The following is a 24,312-nucleotide window of genomic DNA, read 5'->3' as shown; positions in this document are numbered from 1 at the left end:
GGGTCGAGTCTCAGGCGGGCGCCGGGCCGAGGTGGGCCTCCAGCGCGGCGCGCAGCAGGGCGTCGTCGTCGCTGGCGCCGGTGGCCAGCGGCAGGCTGCCCCAGGCCCAGAGTTGGGCGATGCCGTGCAGGTTCGCCCAGAGCGCGCCGGCGAGCACCGCCGCGGGCGCGTCGGTGGGCCGGCGCGCCTGCGTCACCAGGTCGGCCAGGACGGCGAACAGCGGCAGGCTCGTCTCGCGCAGCCGCAGCCGGCCGCTGTCCAGCAGGTCGTGGCGAAACATCAGCTCGAACATGCCGCGGTGGGCCGCCGCGAAGTCCAGGTATGTCCGGGCCAGCGCGGTCAATCGGGTACGCGGGTCCGCGTCGACATCGCGCATCGTCTGCTCGACCCGGGCGGTGAGGTCGGCGAAGCCCTCCCGGGCGATGGCGGACAGCAGGTCGACGTGGGTGGGGAAGTAGCGGCGCGGCGCGCCGTGCGAGACCCCGGCACGGCGGGCGATCTCCCGCAGCGACACCGCCGACTGGCCCTCGCGCAGCACCAGGTCCACCCCGACGGCCACCAGCCGCGCCCGCAGCCCCGTCTCGTCGGCCTCCATAGACACTGTCTACCAGGCGCCCGTAGACACTGTCTACCTCCGGTGCGGATCCCCCGTCGACCACCGTGTCGCGGCATGCCGGGCGCGCCGCGATCAGCGTGATGCCTGTACGTCATCTTGATGACTCACAGGCATCACGCTCAACGGAGGGACCAGACCCGGACTCACCCCGCGCCGCCGGATGTCTTCGGTTAGCCCGCTCGACCCGCAACCCGGCCGAGCCGAGGTGGCGCCGGGGTAATCGGGGGAGGTGCCGTCCTCGCCTCGGCGAGGAGCCCGGTGCCGTGAAGCGGGCCCGGGAGGGTTCAGCGGATGCGGGCCAGGATGCGATCGGCGGGGGCCGGGCGGCCGAAGTGCCAGCCCTGGGCGGCGTCGCAGCCGATCGCGCGCAGCCGCTCGGCCTGCCCGGCGGTCTCCACCCCTTCGGCCGTGACGGTCAGGTCCAGCGCGTGCGCCAACGAGACCAGGGAGGCGAGGATCCGCTCGTCGGTGCGGCCGACGGAGGGCGACCGCAGGCCGGCCACGAACTCACCGGCCACCTTCAGTTCGGTCACCGGCAGATCCCGCAGGTACGCGAGGTTGCTGTAGCCGGTGCCGAAATCGTCGATGGCGATGCGTACCCCGAGGTCGGCAAGCACCCGCAGGGCGCGTACCGGCTCCTCGGCGGTGCTCATCATGGTGCTCTCGGTGATCTCCAGTTGCAGCCGCTCCGGTGGCAGGCCGGTCTGCCGCAGCAGCGCACGGACCTCCTGCACCAGGCCGGGCCGGTGCACCTGCCGTACCGCCAGGTTGACGCTGACGAATGGCGCGGTGGCACCCCCGGCCGACCACGCCTCGGCCTCGCGGCACGCCTCGGCCAGCACCCACCCGCCCAACTGGACGATCAGGCCGGTCTCCTCGGCCAACCCGATGAAGCTGTCCGGGCGCAGCACCCCCAACTCGGGGTGCCGCCAGCGGACCAGCGCCTCCACGCCGACCAGGCTGCCGTCGCGCAGTGAGGTCAGCGGCTGGTAGTCGAGGTAGAACTCGCCTCGCTCCAAGGCCGCCGGGATGGCCGCGGAGAGCGCGTAGCGGGCCAGTTCGCGTTGGTTGCGTTCGGCGTCGTAGAGGGCCCAGCGCGCACCACCGGCGGACTTCGCCCAGTGCAGGGTGCTGTCGGCGGCCCGCATCAGGTCCGTGGGGTTGGCCCCGGCCACCTGGCGCTCGACGATGCCGATGCTCGCCGCGATCTGCAGCTCGTGCCCATCCACCAGCGCCGGTGTGCGTACCGCGGCGAGGGCGGTCTCGGCCACCGCGACCATGTCGTCGGTGCCATTGGTGTGTTCCACCAGGATGACGAACTCGTCGCCGCCGAGCCGGGCCACCAGGTGCTCACCCATGGCCTTGCGCAACCGCTCGGCCACCGTGGCCAGCAGCAGGTCACCGATCTGGTGCCCCAGGGTGTCGTTGACCACCTTGAAACGGTCCAGGTCCAGGAAGCACACCCCGACCCGCTGCGCGCCCCGGCCCGGCTCGTTGAGCGCGGCGGTGAGCCGCTCGGTGAACAACGTCCGGTTGGGCAGGCCGGTGAGCGGGTCGTGGGTGGCCTGGTGCCGGAACCGGGCCTCGCTGGCCCGCAGCGCCCGCTCGGCCTGGGTGCGGGCCCGCATCGCGGCACGGCGGATCGACTCCTGCTCGTCGAGCGTCCGGTCGCGCAGCGCGCGGGCGTAGCCGGTCGCCACGGCCGCCAGCAGCCGGGCCATCCGGTCCTCGACGTCCTCGGCCACCAACCCCAGGTCGCGCACGAAGCGGAGCTGGATGACCTCGACGGTACGACCCAGCCCCTCGGCGGAAGCGATGTGCGCGGCGACCAACTCGGCGCCGACCCGGTGCCCGGCACGAAGGTCGAACGGCTCGGTGAGCAACGCGCCGGCCAGTTGCCCGGTGAGCCGGTCCAGCAGGGACTCCAACTGGGCCTGGGTCATCGGTAGGTAGCTGGTGCCGGAAACAGCCTTTGCCCAGGCCCGGGCGAACGTCCCCGAGTAGGGGGTCGCCCCGGGCGACTCAGCCACCGAGGCGCCCGACGCCGCCCATGAAGACCGCCCGCTCGGCGTCCTCCGCGCTCTCCGGAGTGTCCGGTCGCCACTGCGGCACCCAGACCACGCCGGGGTCGAGCAGCTCGAACCCGTCGAAGAGCGCGGTCAACTCGGCGCGGCTGCGCACCCACAGCGGGCTGTCGGTGCGCCGGTAGACCCGCTCCGCCTCGGCGCGTTCGTCCTCGCTGCGCCCGTCGTCGCTGGCCTGTGACAGCACCAGGTAGCTGCCGGGCGCCAACGCGTCGCGTAGCGTCCGCAGCAGCTCCGCCGGCCGGTCGTCGTCGGAGACGAAGTGCAGGACGGCCACGACCATCACGGCCACCGGTTGGCTCAGGTCGAGCAGCTTGCGGACGTCCGGATGGGCCAGGATCGCCTCCGGGTGGCGCAGGTCCTCCTGCACCACCGCGGCCTGCTCGTTGCCGGCGAGGATCTCGCGGCTGTGCGCCACGGCCACCGGGTCGACGTCCACATAGACCACTCGCGACTGCGGGTCGAGCTGCTGGGCGATCTCGTGCACGTTGCCGACCGTCGGGATGCCCGAGCCGATGTCCAGGAACTGCCGGATCCCGGCGTCGGCGAGGTGGTGCACGGCCCGGCGCAGGAACGCCCGGTTGGCCTGGGCCATCAACGGCGCCTCGGGCACCGCGGCGACCATCGCCTGCGCCGCGGCCCGGTCGGCGGCGAAGTTGTGCGAGCCACCGAGGTAGTAGTCGTACATCCGCGCGACGCTCGGGCGCTCGATGTCGATGGTGTCGGGTGCCCAGTCCGGCCGCTGCATGCGTTTTCACCCCTCGAGTCCGCGACACGAGCATCGCCGCCCGCGCGGGTATTGTGCACCCGCCACGCACGCCAGACCATAGCGCGCCTGAGGTTGCCCGCCGACGTCGGTCAATGCGCGACGGTCCGCGCCGGCCGAAGCTGGCGCGGACCGTCGGTCGCGACGTCCCGCTCGACGAGCGGGTGGCAGGTCAGAACTTCGGCGCGTCCGGTGCCTCGAGCAGGCCGAGCCGGAGCGCGGTCATCAGGGCCTGAGCCCGGTTGGCCGCGCCGAGCTTCTCGTAGAGCTTGGAGATGTGCGTCTTCGCCGTGGACTCGCTGACGAACAGCTGCTTGGCGATGCCCGCCACGCTCATCCCGTCGGCGAGCAGCCGCAGCACCTGCCCCTCCCGCGGCGACAACTGCGGGCCGGACGGGGCGAGCCGGCGCTTCATCGCCTCGGCCAGGTCGGCCGCGGTGAACGCGCTGGGGGAGGAGGCGGCGTGCCGCGCGGCGGCCACCACCTCGTCGGCGGGGGCGGTCTTCGGCACGAAGGCGCTCGCGCCGGCCTCCAGGGCGCCGAAGAGCTGATCGTCGCCGGCGTACATGGTCAGCACCACGATGCCCATCGACGCGCTGGACTTGCGCAGCGCGCGGGTGGCCTCCAGGCCGCTGCCGTCGGGCAGCCGCAGATCCATGATCACCACGTCCGGCTGCAGGGCGCCGGCCTGGCGTACCCCCTCCGCCGCCGTGGCCGCCTCACCGACGACCTCGAACTGGCGGTCGCGCTCGAAGGCGTGCCGCAAACCCTTGCGAATCAGGTCATGATCGTCGACAAGGAGGACCTTGGTACGGGTGGCCGGTATCGGACTTGTGGTCATCCTCGGGTTACTCCCCTTCTGGTGCTGCGCTGCCGCGCACGTTATCGCGCCGGGCCGAGGTGCCGAGAACCACGGCCACGGTCGTGCCGCTGGGTTGCCGCGGCCTGATCTCCAACCGGCCCCGGATACGTTCCGCCCTCTCGGCCATGATCGCAAGACCGTACCGCCCGTCCGGGCGCTGGTCAGCCATCCCCTGACCGTCATCCGACACTTCTATTTGCGCGTACGGGGGGTCGACCTCACACGTGACCCACAAATTCGACGCCCCGGCGTGCTTGCGCGCGTTGGTCACCGCCTCCTGCGCGATGCGCAGCAACTCGGCCTCGGTGGCGGCGGGCAGCCGGGCAGTGGACTCGTCCAGCGACAGGTGCACCCGCAGCCCACCGGACGCGCCCACGGTTCGCGCGTACTCCGCGATCGCCGCGGCCAGCCCGCCCTGCCGGTCCACCTCGCTACGCAGCTCGAAGAGGCTCAGCCGCAGCTCCTGGATCACCCGGGTCACCTCGGCGCGCAGCGTACGCAGGGCCTCGGCGGTCTCGTCGGCGTCGTCGAAGACGGTGGCCAGGGCATTGTCGATGCCGTAGCCGACCATCACCAGTTCCTGGGCCACCCCGTCGTGGATCTCGCGGGCCAACCGCTGCCGTTCCTCGTTGGTGGCCAGCGAGCGCACCTCGTCGAAGAGCAGTGCCGCCTCCAGCCGCAGCGCGGCCGGGCGGGTCAGCGCGGTCACCCGGGACACCACCGCCGGCGGGTACGCGTGCGCGGCGTCGGCCTCCAGCACCACCAGCCCCACCGTGCGCACCCCGGCGACCAGCGGAATGATCAGCGCGGACACGTCGCCGCCCCGGTGCGAGCGGGACTGCGACCGGGCGGCCGTGGTGGCCTGCTGGGTGGCCCAGGCGTCGGCGATCGCCGAGTCCGCGTCCAGCGTCGTCTCCCAGTCCACCCGGTCGACGCCGGCCTGGGCGAGCACCACGAGCCGACCTCCGCCGCTGGCCGACAGCACCGCGCCCCGGTCCGCCTGGGCCACCGTGCGCAGCTCCTCCAGCAGGTGCTCGGAGATGCCGCCCGGGTCCAGGGTCGCCCCGGGCAGCTGCCGGGCCACCGTACGCAGCTGGGTCAGCAGCCGGGTGGCCTCGGCGTACGGCTGGGGTTTGCCCTCACCGCGCACTGCCATCACCCGGTGCAGCGTGCCGGCGGCGTAGAGCCCCAGCGCGGCCAGGATCAGCCACTGCGCGCAGACCGCGAGGTAACCCGGCTGGCCGAGCTGGGACCCGCCGTCGACCCGGGTCAGCGCGCCGCTGACCAGCAGGGTGGCGGCGGTGACCACGAGCAGCGCGGCGCCCTCGGGGAAGCGGCGGCGCAGTGCGGTGACGGTCACCGGGACCGCCAGGTAGGGCAGCACCGCCGACGCGCCCAGGCCGTCGACCGTGCCGCCGATGGACGCCACCGCGGCGACGTGGCTCGCGGCCAGCCCCAGCACCACCACCTCGGCCACCCGGCTCAGCGGGCCGACCAGCCGGTGCTGTGGTGCCAGCAGCGACGGCAGCCCGGCCACCGCCAGCAGCGCGATCCACCACAGCTGGGTGACGTCGCGGGTGGCGAACAGGGTCAGGATGGCGACCAGCGCCAGCATCACCAGGCGGGCGGCCGCGGCGAGGGGATGCGGGTGCGGTGCGGTGGCTGTGGATGCGGGCACGTGACGGATGGTAGTCAGCCTCGGTAGATATCGGCGATCTCCGCCGCGTACGTCTTGTGGACAACCTGGCGCTTGACCTTGAGCGACGGGGTCAGCTCGCCGGTCGCCTCGGTGAAGTCGTGGGGCAGGACCCGGAACACCTTGATCGCTTCGGCCTTCGACACGGCCTGGTTCGCGGTGTCGATCGCGGTCTGGATCTCCTTGCGCAGGCCCTCGTGCTCGCGCAGTTGCTCGACGGAGGTGTCGGCGGGCATCCCGGCGCTCTCCAGCCAGGTCGGCAGCGCCTCCTCGTCGACGGTGACCAGCGCCGAGATGAACGGCTTCCGGTCACCGACCACGACGCACTGGCTGATCAGCGGGTGCGCCCGGACCAGGTCCTCCAGCACCGCCGGGGCGACGTTCTTGCCGCCGGCGGTGACGATCAACTCCTTCTTGCGGCCGGTGATGCTCAGGTAGCCGTCGGAGTCGAGCTGGCCCAGGTCGCCGGTGCGGAACCAGCCGTCGGCGCTGATCGTCTCGGCGGTCGCCGTCTCGTTGCGCCAGTAGCCCTGGAAGACCAGCTCGCCGGAGATCAGGATCTCGCCGTCGTCCTCGATCCGCACGGTCACGCCGGGCAGCGGACGGCCGACGCTGCCCATCCGGGTGCCGCTGGGCAGGTTCGCGGCGGCGGCGGGCGAGGTCTCGGTGAGGCCGTAGCCCTCCAGGATCGTCACGCCGACACCCCGGAAGAAGTGGCCGAGTCGGGCGCCGAGTGGCGCGCCGCCGGAGATCGCGTCCCGGCACCGTCCGCCGAGCGCGGCGCGTAGCTTGCGGTAGACCAGCCGGTCGAAGACGACGTGCTGGGCGCGCAGCGCCAGGCCCGGTCCGCCCGGGGTCTCCAGCGCCTCGCTGTAGGAGATGGCGACCTGCTCGGCGCGGGCGAAGATGCCGCCCTTGCCGTCCGCGTCGGCCTTCTGCTTGGCGGCGTTGTAGACCTTCTCGAAGACCCGGGGTACGGAGAGCACGAAGGTGGGCCGGAACGCCTGCAGTTCGGCGACCAGGTTCTTGGTGTCGGCGCAGTGCGCCATGGTGGCCCGCGCCTGCACGACGCCGATCTGGATGAGTCGGGCGAAGGCGTGTGCCAGCGGGAGGAAGAGCAGGGTGCTCGCGCCGGCGTTGAACAGGTTCGGCAGCACCGGCACCGCGTTGGCGATGTCGGCGTACATGTTGCGGTGGGTGAGCACGCAGCCCTTGGGTCGGCCGGTGGTGCCGCTGGTGTAGATGATCGTGGCCAGGTCGCCGGCGCGGACGGCCTTGCGCCGCCGCTCGACCTCGGCCAACTCGACCGTGGCGCCGGTGGTGACCAGCTCGTCGACTCCGCCGTGGTCGATCTGCCAGACCTGGCCCAACTCGGGCAGTCGGTGCCGGACACCGGCGATCAGGGCAGCGTGCGCCTCGGTCTCCACCATCACGGCGACCGCGTTGGAGTCCTCGAGGATCCACGCGGCCTGCTCGGCGCTGGACGTCTCGTAGATCGGCACGGTCACCGCGCCGACGGCCCAGATGGCGTAGTCCAGCAGCGTCCACTCGTAGCGGGTGCGGCTCATCAGCCCGACCCGGACACCGGGCTCGATGCCGGCGGCGATCAGCCCGCGGGCCACGGCGGCCACCTCGTCGCGGAACTGGAGGCAGGTCACCTCGGTCCACTCGGTGACGGTGCCGTCGGTGCGCGGGGTGGGGCGGGCGAACTGGACGGTGTCGGGCGCGACTTCGGCATTGTCCCAGACCGGATCGGTGAGGTTGGCCGCGTCGCCAACGGTGACGATCGGTGGGACGGAGAACTCGCGCACCTGCACTCCTTCGTGCTCGCACTGGTCGGACGGCCGCCGCCGTGGCGTCGGCATGTGTCGAAACCTACCCGGCGGGCGGTCGGGGTGGGACAACCAGGAGGCGGGTAGCCTCCCCCCATGGCGGACTCCTCCACCCAGTCGATCATCATCGGCGCCGCACCGGACCGGGTGACGGCGGTCATCTGCGACTTCGCGCGCTACCCGGAGTGGACCGACGCGGTGCGTCGCGTCGAGGTCGTCGAGGAGTACGAGGACGGCTACGCCAGTCAGGTGCACTTCACCATCGACGCCGGGGTGATGGCCGACGACTACGTGCTCGCCTACGAGTACGCCGAGGACCTGTCCCGGATCGAGTGGCACCTGGTCGCCCCCTCGAAGATGCAGAAGGCCCAGCGTGGTTCGTACGACCTGGTGGGTAACCCGGACGGCAGCACCACGGTGACCTACACGCTGGAGGTCGACCTGTCGGTCGGCATGCTCGGGATGTTTCGGCGCAAAGCCGAGAAAATGATCATGGACACCGCGTTGAAGCAGCTCAAGCGCCGGGTAGAAGCAACCGGTGCGGCGCAGTGACGTGTCCGGTGGCACGGTAGAGGAGCCGACGGTGGGCGGAACGGATCCGGGTTCGGCCCGGGAAGAGGCGGAGCGGCTGGTCGCCACCCTGCTGGCGGGGGCGCGACTGGCCTCGGCCGGCTCGGCGGGCGGCGCGCTCGGCTCGTTGGGCGGGATGTTGTCCGGTGTCCTCGGTCACAGCGCCGGCCCGGACGCCCGCTCCGGCACCGGTGGTGCTTTCGCCACCGGTTCGGCCGAATGTTGCGTCTGCCCGGTCTGTCGGGGCATCGCCGCGTTGCGGGACCCGAGTCCGGAATTCGCGGAACGTCTCGCGACCGGCGCCGGTGACCTCGCCGCCGGGGTCGCCAGCCTGCTCCGCGCGTTCTCCCCGGCGGAACCGTCCGCGACGAGCCCCGCCGAGCCGGCCGCCGAGGCGTACGCCCCGCCATCGCCGGCACCCACCGCCAGCACCGACGACGTGCTCCCCGAGCCACCCCCGAGCGCCCCGTCCACCGCCACCGGCGACGAGCACGTGTGGCGCGATGCCACCCGCACCGGGCATGATTCTCAGCCGGCGCCGGAGCGGGATGTCTGGTCGGTCGCCACCCGGACGGCGGACCCACTCGCCCCGGCCGCCGTACCACCCGTCGACGAGGCCGGGTCGGCGACCGTACCGGCACCGACCACCCGTCCCGTGGTGCCCGCCTCGCGGGTGCCCGATGACGCCGACGCGGAAGCATCGGGCGACGGCGCCTGAGCGCGGGACATTCCGACCCGGACCGGCACTGGGCCGGGCCCTGGGCCGGACAGCACAGCAGAGGGGGGCGGTAGCGGTGACGCTGACCATCGGAGTCGACGTCGGTGGCACGAAGGTGGCCGGCGGTGTCGTGGACGACACCGGCACGGTCCTCGTGCAGACCCGACGGGACACTCCCGCCGATGACGTGGCCAAGACCCGCGACGTCATCATCGAGTTGGTCGGCGAGCTGGCTGCCGGGCGGACCATCGAGGCCGTCGGCATCGGCGCGGCGGGTTGGATCGACGCCAGCCGTTCGACTGTGCTCTTCGCCCCGAACCTGGCCTGGCGTGACGAACCGCTGCGCGAGTACGTCAGCGAGGCCGTCGGTCTGCCGGTGATCGTGGAGAACGACGGGAACGTCGCCGCGTGGGCCGAGTTCCGCTACGGCGCGGCCCGCGACGCCGACGACTCGATGATCATGTTCACCATCGGCACCGGTGTGGGCGGCGGCATCGTCCTCGGCGGCGACCTGATGCGCGGCGCGAACGGCATCGCCGCCGAGCTGGGCCACATGCTGGCGGTGCCGGACGGGCACCAGTGCGGTTGCGGCCGGCTGGGCTGCATTGAGCAGTACGCCAGCGGCAGCGCCCTGGTCCGGTTCGCCCGGGCCGGTGCCCGGCAGGAGCCCAACCGGGCCACCGCCCTGCTGAAGCTGGCCGGCGGTGAGGCCGAGGCGATCACCGGTCCGATGGTGACGGCCGCCGCGCAGGGCGGCGACCCGGTCTCCGCCGAGGCGTTCGCCCAGATCGGCCGGTGGCTGGGCACCAGCCTCGCCGACATGGCGCAGATCCTCGACCCGCAGACCCTGGTGGTCGGCGGCGGTGTGATCGACGCCGGTGACCTGCTGCTCGGCCCCACCCGCCGCTCGTACCTCGACGCGCTCGCCCAGCGTGGTCGCCTGCCGGTGGCCGAGGTGCTCCCGGCGGAGTTGGGCAACAGCGCCGGGGTGATCGGCGCCGCTGACCTGGCCCGCCGGATCTGAGGCGGTCCGGGATGGGTGTGCCGCTGCGGGTGGTCTCGTACAACATCCACAGCCAGCGCGACGACACCGCCGCGCTGGCGGCGGTGGTCCGGGCCGCGACGCCAGACGTGGTGATCGTGCAGGAGGGGCCGCGCCGGTTCCGGTGGCGGCAGAAGTCCGCCACGTTGGCCGAGTCGTTCGGCCTGGTGGTGGCCGCCGGTGGGCTGCCCGCCCTGGGCAACCTGCTGCTGACCAGCCTGCGGGTCCAGGTGCGGGGCACCCGCTGCCAGCGCTTCCCGCTGACCCCCGGCCGGCACCTGCGCGGCGCCGCGTACGCCGACTGCCGGGTCGGTGACGCCCGGTTCACCCTCGCCGGCTCGCACCTGTCCACCGACCCGGCCGAACGGCCGTCCCAGGCCGCCGAGTTCAAGCGCGGCCTGGACGCGGCGACGAGCCCGGTGCTGGCCGGGGCGGACCTCAACGAGGGTCCGGACGGCCCCGCCTGGGCCACCGTGGCGCGCGGGTTGACCGACGCCGCGGTGGCGGCCGACCGGGCCGAGCGGCTCACCTACTCCTGCGCCGACCCGCGTCGGCGCATCGACGCGCTCTTCGTCGACCCGCGGATCACAGTGGTCGACTACGACGTGGTGGACACTCCGCAGACGCGTCGGGCCAGTGACCACTTCCCGGTCCTGGTCGACCTGCTGCTGCCCACCACCGACTGACCCCCCGACCCCGCCCCGACCGTCGACGCATCCGTCCCAGGACTGGACATCCGGCTCGGTTGTGGAGAGGATTTCGCGGCGACCGGCACGCCTGCCGTACCAAAAGGAGATGTCCCCGGTGTCCACCTCCACCGACCACGGCCGGCCCGACCCGGAGGCGACCTCGCCCGCGGCGAACGGCGACGGCCGACCGGTCTCCGACCGGGGCGACACGGTCTGCGTCATCGGGGCCGGGGCCAGCGGCCTGACGGCCATCAAGAACCTGCGCGAGCACGGGTTCGGCGTGGACTGCTACGAGCGGGAGACCGGCGTCGGCGGCGCCTGGAACTGGCGGCACGACCGCAGCCCGGTGTACGCCAGCACCCACCTCATCTCGTCGAAGCCGTTCACCCAGTTCCCCGACTTCCCGATGCCGGACTCCTGGCCGGACTACCCGCACCACGGTCAGGTGCTGTCGTACTTCGAGCGGTACGCCGACCACTTCGACTTGCGCTCGCACATCTGGTTCGGCACCGAGGTGATCCGGGTCGAGCCCGTCGAGGGGGACCGGTGGGACGTGACCACGCGCTCCACCGGCGGGTACGGCCCCGAGCGCACCGCCCGGTACGCCGCAGTGGTGATCGCCAACGGCCACAACTGGTCGCCGAAGCTGCCCCGCTACGAGGGCCTCGAACAGTTCCGTGGCGAGATCATGCACGCGTCGTCCTACAAGGACCCGGCGCAGCTGCGCGGCAAGCGGGTGCTGGTGGTCGGGGCCGGCAACACCGGCTGCGACATCGCCGTCGAGGCCGCCCAGCAGGCGTCGCGCTGCTGGCACTCCACCCGGCGCGGCTACTGGTACGCGCCGAAGTACGTGCTCGGTCGCCCCGCCGACCAGGTCAACGACACCCTGTTGGCGCTGCGGGTGCCGCTGCGGGTGCGGCAGTGGCTCTACCACTGGACGCTGCGACTGACCGTCGGTGACCTGACCCGCTTCGGCCTGCCCAAGCCCGACCACCGGGTGTACGAGACGCACCCGATCGCGAACAGCCAGCTCGTCTACTACGTGGGCCACGGCGGGATCGGCCCGGTGCCGGACGTCGCCCGGTTCCACCCGTATGCCGTGGAGTTGGCCGACGGCCGCGAGATCGACCCCGAGGTGGTCGTCTTCGCCACCGGCTACCTGCCGCGCTTCGAGTTCCTCGACGCGTCGGTGTTCGGTGACAGCGCGGGCGCGGGCCGGCCCACGCTGTGGCTCAACGCGTTCACCCCGGGGCACCCGACCCTGGCCGTCGCCGGCCTGCTGCAACCGGACTCCGGGCTGTTCACCCTGTCGCACTGGCAGACGGTGCTCTTCGCCCGACTGCTCCAGGCCCGTCGGGACCGGCCGGAACGGGCCACGGCGTTCGCGCAGCGGGTCCGGGACCGGGCCGGGGAGCGGTACTCCGGGCCGGTCAAGGAGAGCAGCCGACACTGGTTCGAGGTCGGGCACGCCGACTACCTGCGCGCCATCCAGCGCGCCCTGGTCGAGCTGGAGGGCAAGTGAGCGCGAGGAGTGAGCTTGCGAGCCCCGCAGTCGCGAACGAAAGGCTGGCACGGTGAGCGCGAGCGGTGAACTGCGGATCATGCGGGGTCGGGAGTGGTCCCGCCCGGTCCGGCCGGCCCGGCGGGAGGTGCTCAGCGCGATCCCCGAGCTGGAGGAGGGGCGTCCGCCGCTGCTCTTCGTTCCCGGGTTCGGGCACGGCGCGTGGGCGTTCGCCGAGCACTGGTTGGGTCACGCGGCGTCGCGAGGGTTCCCGGCGTACGCGGTGAGCCTGCGCGGGCACGGTGCCAGCGAGCCGGCGCCGGAGGCGACGCTGCGGGCGTACGCCCACGATGTGGTCCAGGTGGCCGCGAGCCTGCCGCGGCAGGCGGTGCTGGTGGGGCACGGCGCCGGCGCCCTGGTGGTGGCGCACGCGTTGGCCCGCTACCCGGCGCGGGGCGCGGTCCTGGTGGCACCGGTCTTCGGCGGCTGGGGAGTGCTGGGCGCGGCGTTGCGGCGCAACCCCGCCGGCACGCTGCCGGCGGTGTTCGGCGGGTCGTTGCGGCTCAACCGGGGGCAGTTGTTCAGCCGCGAGTTGCCCGACGAGGAGGCCCGCCGGTACGTCGGACGCCTCGGTCGGGCGGGCCGGCGGGCGCAGTGGGCCCTGCTGGGTGAGCCGGAGGCCGAGCCGGCCGTTGGTGCGCCCCCGGTGCTGGTGCTGGGCAGCCCGGACGACCGGGTGGTGCCGGCGTCGACGTTGACCCGGGTGGCCCGCCGGTACGGGTCGGCACCGCTGCTGTTTCCCGGGATGGGCCACGACCTGATGCTGGACGCGCGGTGGGCGGAGCCGATCGACGCGATCCTGGACTGGCTGGAGAAGGAGCCCGCAGCGCACTGAGCAGCCGGGCCGCCGGTCAGCCGCCGGCCTGGTGGACGGTCGGGCTGCCGCTCGGGGTGGCCGGCCGGGGCACCCGGGCGGTGCCGTCGGAGCCGGCGTCGGTGCTGGTCAGGCGACCGACCAGGGCACCTCCCTCGTCCAGGGCGTGCAGGTAGGAGCGGGCCCAGGCCCGGATGTCGTGCTGGTGCAGGTGGGCGCGCATGGCCCGCATCCGCTGGGTGGTGTCGGCCGGGTCGGCCCGCAGCGCCGCGCGCAGGCCCTGCTTGAGCCCTTCCAGGTCGTGCGGGTTGACCAGGTACGCCTGGGACAGCTCGGCGGCGGTGCCGGCGAACTCGCTGAGCAGCAGCGCGCCCGTGTCGTCGACCCGCGCGGCCACGTACTCCTTGGCGACCAGGTTCATTCCGTCGCGCAACGGGGTCACCGCCATCACGTCGGCGACCCGGTAGAGCGCGGCCAGCTCGGCCCGGTCGAAGGGCTGGGTGAGGTAGTGGATCGCCGGCTCACCGACCCGGCCGAACTCGCCGTTGATCCGGCCGACCTCGCGCTCGATGCGCTCGCGCAGGATCTGGTACTGGCCGACGCGTTCCCGGCTCGGCATGGCGACCTGCACCAGCACCGTGTCGCGGACCTTCACGTCGCCGCTGGCGAGCAGTTCGCTGTACGCCTTGAGGCGCTGCTCGATGCCCTTGGTGTAATCCATCCGGTCCACGCTGAGGACGACCTGTCGGGGGTCGCCGAGATCCTGGCGGAGTCGGTGGGCCCGAGCGGCCACGTCCGGGCGGTCGGCGAGCGCGGCCATCTCGGCGGTGTCGATGGAGACCGGGAACGCGCCGATGCGCACCACCCGGTCGTCGATGCCGATCCGTCGGTCGGTGGCCGGCAGCTCCAGCACCCGGGTCACCAGCTGGGCGAAGTTGTGCGCCGCCTGCACGCGCTGGAAGCCGACCAGGTCGGCGCCGAGCATGCCGCGCAGCAGTTCGGCCCGGCGGGGCAGTTGCATGAAAAGCTCCGGCGGCGGGAACGGCACGTGCAGGAAGAACCCGATGCGCAGGTCCGGGCGGAGGGCGCGCAGCAGACCGGGGACCAGTTGCAGGTGGTAATCCTGCACCCAGACCACCCCGCCCGGCTCGGCCACCTCCGCGGTCGCCTCGGCGAAGCGCTGGTTGACCCGCTGGTACGCCTCCCACCACCGGCGGTGGTGCTGCGGCTGCTCCACCGAGTCGTGGTAGAGCGGCCAGAGGGTGGCGTTGGCGAACCCCTCGTAGTGGTCGCGCAGGTCTTCCGGGCTGAGCGCGACGGTGTGCATCCGCACGCCGTCCACGTCCGGCAGTTCGGGGGCCGGCCCGGTGCCACCGGCCCAGCCGACCCAGGTCGCCGGGGTGTGCCGCAGGAGCGGGTGCAGCGCGCTGACCAACCCACCTGGGCTGCGCCGCCACTCGCAGGCCCCGTCGGGGGCCTGATTGTCGTCGATGGGGAGGCGGTTGGCCACCACCACGAGAGAACTCTGTCGCATCTCGGGCATTCCGATCAGCAGAGGACTGACCGCCGCGAGCAAGGAAAAACCGGTCAGTCAGCGGGGGAAGTGACGTACAGCGGTATTCCTACTGACAGTAAGTTACACCACTGTTACGCCCCCGGCGGGGCGCTGCCGTCCCGGGATGCGGGCCCGATTCAGACGACGGCGCCGTTGTCCGGGTCGTCCTCGTCCTCGTCGCCGGGGCGCAGCCGCCAGATCAGCGTGACGAAACCGGCCAGGATGCCGGTGAACCCGAACAGCGTGACCGCCGAGCGGTCGATCGGGAGCAGCCACGGGAAGAGGAACAGCACGAACCCGACGACCACCCCGAGCACGCCGACCACCGCGTACTTGCTGACCCGCGGCAGCGGCGGCGGTGGCGGTGGGTGGTAACCCTCGTCGTCCTCGTCGTCGGGCAGGTCGGCACCGAAGGTGTCCAGCCCGTCCAGCAGGGAGGGCTCGTCCGGTCGGGTGCCGCGCCCCACGGAGATCCCGGAGATGTCCGTGGCGGACGGTAGGCGGCGAACGTCGGTGGCGGTCGGACCGGGCTCGTCGGCGCCGGAACGGGTCAGCGGCCCGGAGGTTGGCTCGTCCCGCCCGTCCCGTTCGTCCACGTCCTCCGAGGCCGGCCACGGGTGGTCACCGGGCGTGGAGGTGGTGTGGAAGCCCGCCACGATCCGCGCCCACTCGGCGTCGATGTCCGGTTCGTCGCGAGCCGGCGGCTGCTCCGGAGCGGTCTCGTCGGCGAGCTGGGTCAGATAGTCCCGGGCGGTGGTCAGGTGCGAGCGGTCGACGTAGAGCCGGTCGACCGGCCGGGCCGGCACGGTGGTGGTGCGGGTGACCGGGTTGAGGTCGGCGGAGGGCTGGAGGTAGGCGGCGATCCCACCGGCGGCCAGCACGTCGAGCAGGTGCTCACCGACGCGCGGATCGACGTCGCCGACGACGGCGTACTCGTTCGCGTCGAGCCCGTTGTCCCGCCGTCCCCGGCGGGCCCCACCCGCTGACACCCGGACATCCCCCTTAACGCGCCTTCCGGCGCGGCCACCGCTGCCCCTCGACGCCCGTCCGCACGCCGTGCTCTGAATCGTGACACGTCAGGGCATGGTTCCGGGAGTGCGTTGTGTCGCGTCTTCCAAAGTCACGGCTGCTTCCGCAGGTCGCGGCGGGGCTCCTTTGTCCGTTCTTGCGCGACAAGTGCGATCTCGGTGATCGTTAGCGGCGGGTGGCGCGACCCGCCGAGCGCCGCCCCGCTGACCTGCCAGCGATCCGGGTTTCGTCCGTTGTGGTGAGAGCGCTCGCTTCGTAGGCTCGGCGGCGACGACGGCTGGCGCTGTCGCGGGCACACCACGGAAAGGACGCCGGTGCTCTACTGGCTGCTGAAGTACGTCATCCTCGGTCCGCTGCTCAAGCTGATCTTCCGCCCGCAGGTGGAGGGTCTGCGCAACGTGCCGGCGACCGGTCCGGTGATCCTGGCGAGCAACCACCTCTCCTTCTCCGACTCGATCTTCACGCCGTTGATCACCGCCCGGAAGGTCACCTTCGTCGCCAAGGCCGAATACTTCACCGGCAAGGGCGTCAAGGGCTGGCTGACCAAGATGTTCTTCGTCGGTACCGGGACGATTCCGGTGGACCGCTCCGGCGGCCGGGCCGCGCGCGCCGCCCTGGACACCCAGTTGCAGGTGCTGCGCGCCGGGGGAGTGGCCGGCATCTACCCCGAGGGCACCCGCTCCCCGGACGGGCGGCTCTACCGGGGCAAGACCGGGGTGGCCCGGCTCGCCCTGGAGAGCGGCGCGGTGGTGGTGCCGGTGGCGATGCTCAACGCCGACGAGATCCAGCCGCCGGGCAAGCTCATCCCCAAGATCGACCGGGTGAAGATCCGGTTCGGGGCGCCGCTGGACTTCTCCCGCTACGCCGGTCTGGCCGGCGACCGGTTCGTCGAGCGCGCGGTCACCGACGAGATCATGTACGAGTTGATGGAGCTCTCCGGTCGGGAGTACGTCGACATCTACGCCCAGAAGCTCAAGGAGCCCGTCCCGGCGCCGCTGGCCGCCTGACCACCGCCGTGCCGGCCCGCCCTGCCGCCCCGGTCGGCGGTCAGGGCAGGTGGAGCAGGGCCGGGGCGTGGTGACGGGTGGCGAAGTCGTGCAGGCGGGCGCGGGTCGCCGCGGCGGCGGGTGGGTCGGTCTCGGCCAGCGGGCCGATCGCCAGCGCCAGCGTGATGACCTCGTCGGTCACGTCGGCCATCCGGGCGTAGCTCGCCGCCGCCGAGCGCAGCAGGGTCGCTGCGGTCGAGGCGTCCCCGGCGTGCCGGGCCAGCGTGGCGTCGGCGACCTGACCGGCGGCCCGAGCCCACGGGGTCGTCCGCGGGGCCCGGTCGAGCAGCTGCCGGACCAGCCGGGCCGCGTCCGCGCCGAGCACCCCGGCGACGTGTCCGACGGCCGGCACCCACTCCGCGAACGGAATCATCCGGGTTCGTCGCCAGTCCTCGTCCAGCTCGGTGAGCAGCGCCATCGCCTCGTCCCGGTGGCCCTGCACCGCCCGGCAGAGCGCGGCGTGCGCCAGGGTGGAGCGCAGCACCCGGTGGAATCCGCTGCGCCGGGCCGCGACCAGCGCCTGCTCGACCAGATCCCCACTCGTTCCGTCCGGCCGCGCGGCTCCCTCGGGCCCGGCGGTTGCGACCAGCTCGGCGCCGGCCAGCCCGCGCATCCAACCCGAGACCGCCACGATGTGCAGGTCCCACTCGGCGGTCGGCCGTCGGGTCGACTCCGCCGCCATCGCCAGGGCCGCCGTCCAGTCGCCCGCGTAGTACGACCGCGCCCACTGGTCGGCGAAGCTGGTGGCCAGGCTGTGCTCGCCGCCCAGGTCGAGGGTGAGCTGCTCGTCGACCAACCGGGCCGAGCCGGCCAGGTCGCCCTCCTCCTGCAACGCCCAGGCCAGGTTCTGCACCGCCCGGCGTCGACTGGTCAGCCGTTCCACCCGGCAGTGCTCGGTCACCTCCGCCAGCTCCGGGAACGCGTCGGCGGAGCCGGCCAGGTAGCGCGCCACGGCCAGGGTGATCCGCGCGTTGGCCTGGACCTCGCGCAGTTGGAGCCGCTCGGCGAGGGACGCCGCCGCCCGCGCCGCGGTGCACGCCGGCTCGGTCTCCGCGTTCAGCATGTGCACCCGGGCCAGCTCCAGCAGGGCGCCCGCCTTCTCCTGGCTGTCCGGTAGGTCGCTGTAGAGGCCGATCGCCTGGTCCAGGCAGTGCAGGGTCGCCGAACGGTCGGCCCGACTCCACGCGGCGGTGGCGAGCAGTGTCCAGGCGCGCGCCGCCCCCGTCCGGTCGCCGCCCATGGTGAGCCGCTCGGCCAGCCGGGTGAGGGTGTCCGTGCCTCCCCCCACCAGGAAGGCGTCCCCGTCCCGATAGAACGCCAGCTCGGCGTCGAACAGCTCCAACGCCGGGTCCGGCCCGACGTCCAGGGCCAGCGCCCGGCCCACCAGCGCGGCGGCGGTGTCCAGCGCGTGCAGCTCGTACGCCCGGCGGGCCGCCCGGTGCAGCGCGGCCCGCGCCGACGGGGCGTAGGGGGCGGTGTCCAGACCGACGGTCCGGGCGATCTCGTGTGCCGCCCAGCGATGGTTGGCCAGCACCTCGGCCAGGTCGTACTGCCGGCCGTCGGTGAGCTGCGCCATCCAGTCGGCGGTGCGTTGGTGGCGCAGCACCCGCTCGGCCCGGGGCAGCCGCTGGTAGCAGACGTCGCGCACCAGGATGTGCCGGAACCGGTACTCGGACTGGCCGGGCATCGTCGACGTGCTCTGCTCGTACACCAGGTCGCGACGTTGCAGGCGGTCCAGCGCACGCTCCACCCACTCCACCGGCCGGCCCAGCGCCATCCCCACCGGCGCGGCCCAGAACACCACGCCGACCACGGCGGCGGCCTGGAGCACCGCCCGGTCGGCCGGGTCCAGCAGGTCGAGCCGGTTGGCGATGACCGCCTGCACCGTGCGCGGCATCTCCGCGCCACCGTCGAGGTCGGGGCGGGAGGCCGAACCGACCGCGTCGAGCAGGCCGCCGTCCAGCAGCATCCGGGCGTACTCCTGGGCGTAGAGCGGGTTGCCGTCGGCGAACTCGATCAGCGGGGTACGCGAGCTGGAGGGCAGCGTCGCCTGCCCGAGGAGCAGCGAGTAGAGCGCGTCGATGTCGGTGTCGTGCATCGGCGGCACCGAGATGGACATCGCGCCGCTGATCGTGCCGGTCCAGGCCGGGTTCCGTTCCCGCAGTTCCGGCCGGGCGGTCGCGACGACCAGCAGCGGTACGCCGCGCGCTGACGCGCCCAACTGCTCGACGAAGGCGAGCATGGCCTGGTCCGCCCAGTGCATGTCCTCGAAGACCAGCACGGTCGGGCCGGTGGTGGCCAGGGCCAGCAGGAACCGCCGCCAGGCGGCCTCGGTCTCGCCGGGGGTGAGTCGCTCGCCGGGTACGCCGATCAGCGGCCCGAGCGCCTCGGCCAGCCGGGTCGCGTGCGGGTCGGCGAGTTCGCCCAGACGGGCCCGCAGCCGCTCGCGCAGCGCGGCCGGGTCGTCGACCTCCGGCACCCCCACCCAGGTCTTCACGATGTCCGACAGCGCGGCCCAGGTGACGTTCTCGCCGAACGGCGGGCACTGCCCGACGAGCCAGGTGATCGGCGGGCCGGGCATGCTGCCGGCGTGCCGGGCCAGCTCGCGCAGCAGCCGGCTCTTGCCCACACCGGCCGGGCCGAACACCGTCACCAACTGGGAGGTCCGCTCGGTCACCATCCGGTGCAGCGCGTTGACCAGCAGACCGCGCTCGTGGTCCCGGTCCACCATCGGGGTCAGCTCGGCGCCGCGCGGGTCCCGGTGTGGTCGGACCTGGACGGCCAGCCAGATCCGGCTCACCGCGGACCGGCCGCGCAGGGTGACCGGCGGCTGGTCGGCGTACTCCATCTCGTGTCGGGTGGCCGACCAGGTGCTCTCGTCGACGACGACGCCGCCCGGTGGGGCGAACCCCTGCAGGCGGGAGGCCGTGTTGACCACGTCTCCGGTCACGAAGGCCTGCCCACCGTCGCGGGTGGCGGAAAGGTCGACCAGGGCCTCGCCGGTCGCGATGCCGACCCGGAAGCCCAGCGGCGGCTGCGGACCTGCGGGCTGGCGGGCCAGGTTCCGCTGCAGTTCCAGGCCGGCGCGGACGCACCGCAACGCGTCGTTGTCGGTGGCCACCGGCGCGCCGAACAGCGCCATCGCCGCGTCGCCGATGTACTTCTCGACCACCCCGCCGTACTGGTGCACGATCCGGCGCACCGTGGCGAAGTAGGTCTGTTGCAGACTGCGCGCCTGCTCCGGGTCGGCCCGCTCCGCGTAGCTTGTGAAGTCCACGATGTCGACGAAGAGCACGCTGACCTGACGCCTGTCCTCCTGCACCGCGACGACGTCGTCCCGCAACGGTTGGCCACAGCTCGTGCAGAAGTTGACCTCGGTGCTGTTGGCGTGCCCGCAGTGCGCACAGTTGACTCCGAGCGGCTGGCCACACCCGCCGCAGAAGCGGTCGTCCGGCCCGGCCGCGCGTGCGCAGTGTCCACACTTGAGGTCGATGTTCAGCTCCGTGGGCGAAAGAGGTCAGTATCGCGGCCGGTCAGCCCAGTCGGGTACCCGACGTGCGGACGGGCAACGTCATCGATCGGTCGGGGTTAGTGTTCCGTACCAGGAAGTTTCATGTCAGGGAGAGTGCCGTGCAGGTACGACTGTCCGCCTCGTGGACCGATCCGGGTGGCACGCAGTGGGCGCCGGGCGACACGATCGACGTCGATGCGGTCACTCTCGCCGAACTGGAGGAGCAGGGCATGGTGGAAGAGCCTGAGGGTCAGTCGGGCGGGTCGGGGGAGACCACGACCACCTCGTCGAGCACGTCCACGGCCGGTAAGCCGACCGATCCGAAGAAGATCGGTCCGGGGCCGGGTGCGCCGCCGGCCGACAGCAAAGAGAACTGATCGCCCGGGTGCGGTCGGTGGGCCGACGGCTCATCGGCCGCACCCGTTTGGCCTGCACATTCGCTGATGCCGGTTGCCAGTGGCAGCCGGCATCAGCCGTGGGCATGGGTGGGTGGGCCGGCCGGCGACCGGCGTCCACACGGGAGATTCGGGTCGGCGACGAAGGCGGGGCGGGCCGGTCGGTCAGCGGTCGGCCATGCCGGCGCGGCGGCGCAGCGCGGCCACGTCGGTCACCACGATCCGGCGGCCCTCGGTACGCAGCCAGCCGCGGCTCGCGAACGAGCCGATCGCCTGGTTGACGCTCTGCCGGGAACCACCGGCCATCTCGGCCAGCTGGCTCTGGTTGAGCTCGATCGTGATCATCGGCGCCTGGCTCTCGCCGGCCAACCGAACCAGCGTCTTCGCCACCCGACCGGGCAGGTCGAGGAAGACGTGGTCGGCGTTCTGCTCGGTGAGCCGGCGGATCAGCCCGCCCAGTGAGCGCATCACCGCGTCCAGGATGCGGGGGTTGGAGTGCACCAACTCCATGAACGCGCCCCGCGACAGCGCGAGCGCCGCGCAGTCCTCGATGGCCTCCGCCGAGGCGGACCGGGTGGACGCGTCGAGCAGGGAGACCTCACCGAGCACGTCCGGTGGACGGATAACCGACAGCACGGCTCGCTCGCCGGTGGGTGCGGTGCGGAACACGGCCACCGCGCCGCGGCGCAGCACGATCAGCGACTCGCCGGGGTCGTTCTCCACGAAGAGCAGTTGGCCCTTGCGGTAGGTGCGCGGAACGGCGGCAGCGATCACGCGCTGCCGCACCTCGGGCTCCAGCCCGGCGAACATCTCGACTCCCGTGAGCGCGTCACCCGGCTCTGGCAGGCGAACCTCCACGGCCCAACCCCTCCCCCGGTCATGGACCACAACTCGCTCACCGGGCGAACGTGATGGGCCCCGACAAGGTGAACTGACACCGATTCGGCGTCCGGTAGCGGTACACATCAGATCATGACGGTCCGGTCGCTTGCTGTACACCCCTCGAAGCACTTCCGTGACCGTCGCGAGCTGCGACGGACCGTTCACCGGGGTTCCGTCGCGGCGCGGCCGACCCTCCGGACGGGCCCCGCCGGGCACGGCCGTGCGGCGGTGGGCGAAGATGCCCGGAATGGTCTACCGCTACTTCTACGACTGCGAGTTCATCGAGGACGGCACGACCGTCGACCTCGTCTCGATCGGTGTCGTCGACGAGTACGGCCGCGAGTTCTACGCGGTCTCCACCGAGTTCGACGACTCCCGCGCCGTGCCCTGGGTGCGACGCAACGTGCTGGACAAGCTGCCCTCCCCTGCGGACCGGGCCTGGCGCTCGCGTGAACGCATCCGCGACGACCTGTACGACTTCCTGGTCGAGCCGATCCGGGACCGCCCGGGGGAGCAGTTGGAGCTGTGGGCCTGGTTCGCCGCGTACGACCACGTGGTGCTCGCCCAGCTCTGGGGTGCGATGCCGGCGTTACCCCGGGAGATTCCCCGCTACACCAAGGAACTGCGGCAGCTCTGGGACGACCGTGGCCGGCCGCCCCTGCCGGACGCGGACGCGGCCCGGCACGACGCTCTGGTCGACGCCCGGCACAACCTGGCCCGCTGGCGGGCGATGACCGCCCGTTGAGTGGTGGCCGCCCGCCGTAGGTTTGACCGGTTCTGTCCCGGGCAACGGTTCGACCAGCCGAGCCGAGGGAGATTGCCATGAGCGACCAGCCGACCAGCGCCGCGGAGGCACGCGCCCGGGTCACCGGCCTGGCCCGGGCCGCGCGGATCTGCATGCTCACCACTACCGCTCTGGACGGGCGGCAGATGAGTCGACCGATGACGCTCCAGGAGGCCGAGTTCGACGGCGAGCTGTGGTTCTTCGCCTACGCCGACTCGGCCAAGATCCGTCAGCTCCGGGTGAACCCGGAGGTCAACGTCGCCTTCTCCGACCAGAAGCACAACGCCTGGGTGTCGATCTCCGGCACCGCCACCGAGGGGCTCGACCGGGCCCGGGCCGAGCGGCTGTGGAGCCCGCTGCTCAAGCCGTGGTTCCCCGACGGGCTGGACACCCCCGGTTTCACGCTGATCAAGGTGCACGCCAGCTCCGCCGAGTACTGGGACTCGCCGAACAGCACGGTGGTGAACCTGCTCAGCTACGCGAAGGCCGCGGTCACCGGCCGGCCACCGGAGGCCGGCGAGAACCACGAGGTGACCTACTGACCGGGGGCGGGTGGCCGGGGCGCGCTGTCGTCGTACCGGCGGGCCGACTACAGTTCGCAGTGACGGCCCGCCCCGGGCCGGCAACGGCGCCGATGGTCTGACCTGACACATACCCTGGGGCATATCGGGCTTTACCTGATGCTCCAGGAGGATGAGCGGATCATGCGTATCGGCGTGCTCACCGGCGGCGGCGACTGCCCCGGTCTCAACGCGGTCATCCGGGCGGTGGTCCGCAAGGGCGTCGCCACTTACGGTCACGAGTTCGTGGGTTTCCGGGACGGCTGGAAGGGCCCGCTCGAGGGTCTGTCCCGGCCCCTGGACATCGCCGACGTCCGCGGCATCCTGCCCCGCGGCGGCACCATCCTCGGCTCGTCCCGGACCAACCCGTTCAAGATCGAGAACGGCGTCGAGCGAATCAAGGACAACCTCGCCGCCCAGGGCGTGGACGCGCTGATCGCGATCGGCGGCGAGGACACCCTCGGCGTGGCCACCAAGCTCTACGAGCTGGGCGTGCACGTCGTCGGCGTGCCGAAGACGATCGACAACGACCTCGGCGCCACCGACTACACCTTCGGCTTCGACACCGCGGTCAACATCGCGATGGAGGCCATCGACCGGCTGCACACCACCGCGGAGAGCCACCACCGCACCCTTGTCGTCGAGGTGATGGGCCGGCACGCCGGCTGGATCGCCCTGCACGCCGGCCTGGCCGGCGGCGCCAACGTGATCCTGCTGCCCGAGCGTCAGTTCGACGTCGACCAGGTGGCCGGCTACGTCGAGAAGCGGTTCCAGCACCAGTACGCCCCGATCGTCGTGGTCGCCGAGGGCGCCCAGCCGCTCGACGGCCAGATGGTCCTCGCCAACCAGGAGCTCGACTCCTTCGGCCACGTCCGCCTCGGCGGCATCGGCCAGTGGCTCGCCGAGCAGCTGGAGGCCAAGACCGGCAAGGAGGCCCGCACCGTGGTGCTGGGCCACATCCAGCGCGGTGGCACCCCGACCGCCTTCGACCGGGTGCTCGCCACCCGCCTGGGCCTGCAGGCCATCGACGCCGTCAACGACGGCGACTGGGGCAAGATGGTCGCGATGCAGAGCACCGACATCGTCCGGGTGCCCCTCGCCGAGGCCACCCGCGAGCTGAAGACCGTTCCGCTGGAGCGGTACGCCGAGGCCGAGGTCTTCTTCGGCAGCTGATCGATCGTCGGCGGGGCGGGGGGGCGGCGGGGGCCCCCCCCCCCCCCCCCCACCGCGGGGGGGGGGGGGCCCCCGCGCGCCCGCCGGGCCCCCGGCCCCGGGGGAGGCGCCGGGCCCCAAGGGGGGC

At 72.7% G+C, this 24,312-nt stretch carries 21 protein-coding genes; 11 read left to right on the top strand and 10 right to left on the bottom strand.

Features of this window, described 5'->3' with window-relative positions:
* Positions 1 to 10: 10 nt before the first annotated feature.
* The 6 genes from ACFYL6_RS30365 to ACFYL6_RS30340 all read right to left on the bottom strand — a co-directional run bounded on the left by ACFYL6_RS30365 (position 11) and on the right by ACFYL6_RS30340 (position 7,835).
* A complete protein-coding gene (locus tag ACFYL6_RS30365; RefSeq protein WP_387176530.1) occupies positions 11 to 595 on the bottom strand; it encodes a TetR/AcrR family transcriptional regulator in 585 nt (194 codons plus the stop codon).
* A 305-nt stretch (positions 596 to 900) separates the two neighbouring features.
* On the bottom strand, positions 901 to 2,559 hold the full coding sequence (locus tag ACFYL6_RS30360; protein WP_387176660.1) for a putative bifunctional diguanylate cyclase/phosphodiesterase: 1,659 nt from the start codon (positions 2,557 to 2,559) through the stop codon (positions 901 to 903).
* 79 nt (positions 2,560 to 2,638) lie between these two features.
* Positions 2,639 to 3,448, bottom strand: a complete 810-nt coding sequence (locus tag ACFYL6_RS30355) for an SAM-dependent methyltransferase (protein ID WP_387176528.1) — start codon at positions 3,446 to 3,448, stop codon at positions 2,639 to 2,641.
* 190 nt (positions 3,449 to 3,638) lie between these two features.
* A complete protein-coding gene (locus tag ACFYL6_RS30350) occupies positions 3,639 to 4,307 on the bottom strand; it encodes a response regulator transcription factor (RefSeq protein ID WP_030337723.1) in 669 nt (222 codons plus the stop codon).
* A 7-nt stretch (positions 4,308 to 4,314) separates the two neighbouring features.
* Positions 4,315 to 6,006: a GAF domain-containing sensor histidine kinase gene (locus tag ACFYL6_RS30345; RefSeq protein WP_387176526.1), complete on the bottom strand. Its 1,692-nt coding sequence runs from the start codon at positions 6,004 to 6,006 to the stop codon at positions 4,315 to 4,317.
* A 14-nt stretch (positions 6,007 to 6,020) separates the two neighbouring features.
* On the bottom strand, positions 6,021 to 7,835 hold the full coding sequence (locus tag ACFYL6_RS30340; RefSeq protein ID WP_387176524.1) for an AMP-dependent synthetase/ligase: 1,815 nt from the start codon (positions 7,833 to 7,835) through the stop codon (positions 6,021 to 6,023).
* A gap of 117 nt (positions 7,836 to 7,952) precedes the next feature.
* Between ACFYL6_RS30340 and ACFYL6_RS30335 the strand changes: the two genes are divergently transcribed.
* The 6 genes from ACFYL6_RS30335 (at position 7,953) to ACFYL6_RS30310 (ending at position 13,271) form a co-directional block, all read left to right on the top strand.
* Complete coding sequence (locus ACFYL6_RS30335) at positions 7,953 to 8,408, top strand: SRPBCC family protein (protein ID WP_387176522.1); 456 nt, start codon at positions 7,953 to 7,955, stop codon at positions 8,406 to 8,408.
* Between the two features lie 31 nt (positions 8,409 to 8,439).
* Positions 8,440 to 9,144 carry a hypothetical protein gene (locus tag ACFYL6_RS30330; RefSeq protein WP_387176520.1) on the top strand — a complete coding sequence of 235 codons (705 nt, stop codon included), beginning with the start codon at positions 8,440 to 8,442 and terminating at the stop codon, positions 9,142 to 9,144.
* 76 nt (positions 9,145 to 9,220) lie between these two features.
* The gene (locus ACFYL6_RS30325) at positions 9,221 to 10,168 is read left to right on the top strand and encodes an ROK family glucokinase (RefSeq protein WP_387176518.1); all 948 of its coding nucleotides are present in this window, start codon (positions 9,221 to 9,223) and stop codon (positions 10,166 to 10,168) included.
* Positions 10,169 to 10,179: 11 nt separating this feature from the next.
* Entirely contained in the window at positions 10,180 to 10,872 is a 693-nt protein-coding gene (locus ACFYL6_RS30320) for an endonuclease/exonuclease/phosphatase family protein (RefSeq protein WP_387176516.1), read from the top strand.
* Positions 10,873 to 10,990: 118 nt separating this feature from the next.
* Positions 10,991 to 12,397: a flavin-containing monooxygenase gene (locus tag ACFYL6_RS30315; RefSeq protein ID WP_387176514.1), complete on the top strand. Its 1,407-nt coding sequence runs from the start codon at positions 10,991 to 10,993 to the stop codon at positions 12,395 to 12,397.
* A 79-nt stretch (positions 12,398 to 12,476) separates the two neighbouring features.
* Positions 12,477 to 13,271 (top strand): alpha/beta hydrolase, encoded by a 795-nt coding sequence (locus tag ACFYL6_RS30310; RefSeq protein WP_387176658.1) that lies wholly within the window; start codon positions 12,477 to 12,479, stop codon positions 13,269 to 13,271.
* Between the two features lie 16 nt (positions 13,272 to 13,287).
* Here ACFYL6_RS30310 and ACFYL6_RS30305 read toward each other — a convergent pair whose 3' ends face one another.
* Positions 13,288 to 14,784 (bottom strand): trehalose-6-phosphate synthase, encoded by a 1,497-nt coding sequence (locus ACFYL6_RS30305; protein WP_387176512.1) that lies wholly within the window; start codon positions 14,782 to 14,784, stop codon positions 13,288 to 13,290.
* 158 nt (positions 14,785 to 14,942) lie between these two features.
* On the bottom strand, positions 14,943 to 15,794 hold the full coding sequence (locus tag ACFYL6_RS30300; RefSeq protein ID WP_387176510.1) for a DUF308 domain-containing protein: 852 nt from the start codon (positions 15,792 to 15,794) through the stop codon (positions 14,943 to 14,945).
* Positions 15,795 to 16,148: 354 nt separating this feature from the next.
* Between ACFYL6_RS30300 and ACFYL6_RS30295 the strand changes: the two genes are divergently transcribed.
* Entirely contained in the window at positions 16,149 to 16,841 is a 693-nt protein-coding gene (locus tag ACFYL6_RS30295) for a lysophospholipid acyltransferase family protein (RefSeq protein WP_387176508.1), read from the top strand.
* A gap of 40 nt (positions 16,842 to 16,881) precedes the next feature.
* Here ACFYL6_RS30295 and ACFYL6_RS30290 read toward each other — a convergent pair whose 3' ends face one another.
* Positions 16,882 to 20,373: an AAA family ATPase gene (locus ACFYL6_RS30290; RefSeq protein ID WP_387176656.1), complete on the bottom strand. Its 3,492-nt coding sequence runs from the start codon at positions 20,371 to 20,373 to the stop codon at positions 16,882 to 16,884.
* Positions 20,374 to 20,510: 137 nt separating this feature from the next.
* On the opposite strand from ACFYL6_RS30290, the gene ACFYL6_RS30285 reads away from it, so the two are divergent.
* The gene (locus ACFYL6_RS30285) at positions 20,511 to 20,768 is read left to right on the top strand and encodes a hypothetical protein (RefSeq protein ID WP_387176506.1); all 258 of its coding nucleotides are present in this window, start codon (positions 20,511 to 20,513) and stop codon (positions 20,766 to 20,768) included.
* A gap of 183 nt (positions 20,769 to 20,951) precedes the next feature.
* On the opposite strand, the gene ACFYL6_RS30280 is transcribed toward ACFYL6_RS30285, so the two are convergent.
* The gene (locus ACFYL6_RS30280; RefSeq protein WP_091407574.1) at positions 20,952 to 21,644 is read right to left on the bottom strand and encodes a Crp/Fnr family transcriptional regulator; all 693 of its coding nucleotides are present in this window, start codon (positions 21,642 to 21,644) and stop codon (positions 20,952 to 20,954) included.
* A 271-nt stretch (positions 21,645 to 21,915) separates the two neighbouring features.
* Here ACFYL6_RS30280 and ACFYL6_RS30275 point away from each other — a divergent pair, with 271 nt between their 5' ends.
* The 3 genes from ACFYL6_RS30275 to ACFYL6_RS30265 all read left to right on the top strand — a co-directional run bounded on the left by ACFYL6_RS30275 (position 21,916) and on the right by ACFYL6_RS30265 (position 24,185).
* Positions 21,916 to 22,413 (top strand): polyadenylate-specific 3'-exoribonuclease AS, encoded by a 498-nt coding sequence (locus tag ACFYL6_RS30275; protein WP_112582786.1) that lies wholly within the window; start codon positions 21,916 to 21,918, stop codon positions 22,411 to 22,413.
* A 77-nt stretch (positions 22,414 to 22,490) separates the two neighbouring features.
* Positions 22,491 to 22,994, top strand: coding sequence for a pyridoxamine 5'-phosphate oxidase family protein (locus ACFYL6_RS30270; protein WP_387176504.1), 504 nt, complete (start codon positions 22,491 to 22,493; stop codon positions 22,992 to 22,994).
* Positions 22,995 to 23,156: 162 nt separating this feature from the next.
* Positions 23,157 to 24,185, top strand: coding sequence for a 6-phosphofructokinase (locus ACFYL6_RS30265; RefSeq protein ID WP_091408060.1), 1,029 nt, complete (start codon positions 23,157 to 23,159; stop codon positions 24,183 to 24,185).
* Positions 24,186 to 24,312: the final 127 nt, after the last annotated feature.

The sequence above is a fragment of the Micromonospora sp. NPDC007208 genome (genome assembly GCF_042869175.1).
GTDB lineage: Bacteria > Actinomycetota > Actinomycetes > Mycobacteriales > Micromonosporaceae > Micromonospora > Micromonospora foliorum.
Note: the sequence above shows the minus strand (reverse complement) of the source record. Positions and strands in the feature narration are given on the sequence as shown.

Excerpts from the sequence above, each read along its gene's own strand:
- ACFYL6_RS30270 (WP_387176504.1), top strand. The coding sequence starts at position 22,491 with ATGAGCGACCAGCCGACCAGCGCCGCGGAGGCACGCGCCCGGGTCACC.
- ACFYL6_RS30265 (WP_091408060.1), top strand. The coding sequence starts at position 23,157 with ATGCGTATCGGCGTGCTCACCGGCGGCGGCGACTGCCCCGGTCTCAAC.
- ACFYL6_RS30365 (WP_387176530.1), bottom strand. The coding sequence starts at position 595 with ATGGAGGCCGACGAGACGGGGCTGCGGGCGCGGCTGGTGGCCGTCGGG.
- ACFYL6_RS30350 (WP_030337723.1), bottom strand. The coding sequence starts at position 4,307 with ATGACCACAAGTCCGATACCGGCCACCCGTACCAAGGTCCTCCTTGTC.
- ACFYL6_RS30335 (WP_387176522.1), top strand. The coding sequence starts at position 7,953 with ATGGCGGACTCCTCCACCCAGTCGATCATCATCGGCGCCGCACCGGAC.
- ACFYL6_RS30355 (WP_387176528.1), bottom strand. The coding sequence starts at position 3,448 with ATGCAGCGGCCGGACTGGGCACCCGACACCATCGACATCGAGCGCCCG.
- ACFYL6_RS30275 (WP_112582786.1), top strand. The coding sequence starts at position 21,916 with ATGGTCTACCGCTACTTCTACGACTGCGAGTTCATCGAGGACGGCACG.
- ACFYL6_RS30320 (WP_387176516.1), top strand. The coding sequence starts at position 10,180 with ATGGGTGTGCCGCTGCGGGTGGTCTCGTACAACATCCACAGCCAGCGC.
- ACFYL6_RS30310 (WP_387176658.1), top strand. The coding sequence starts at position 12,477 with ATGCGGGGTCGGGAGTGGTCCCGCCCGGTCCGGCCGGCCCGGCGGGAG.
- ACFYL6_RS30360 (WP_387176660.1), bottom strand. The coding sequence starts at position 2,559 with ATGACCCAGGCCCAGTTGGAGTCCCTGCTGGACCGGCTCACCGGGCAA.
- ACFYL6_RS30305 (WP_387176512.1), bottom strand. The coding sequence starts at position 14,784 with ATGCGACAGAGTTCTCTCGTGGTGGTGGCCAACCGCCTCCCCATCGAC.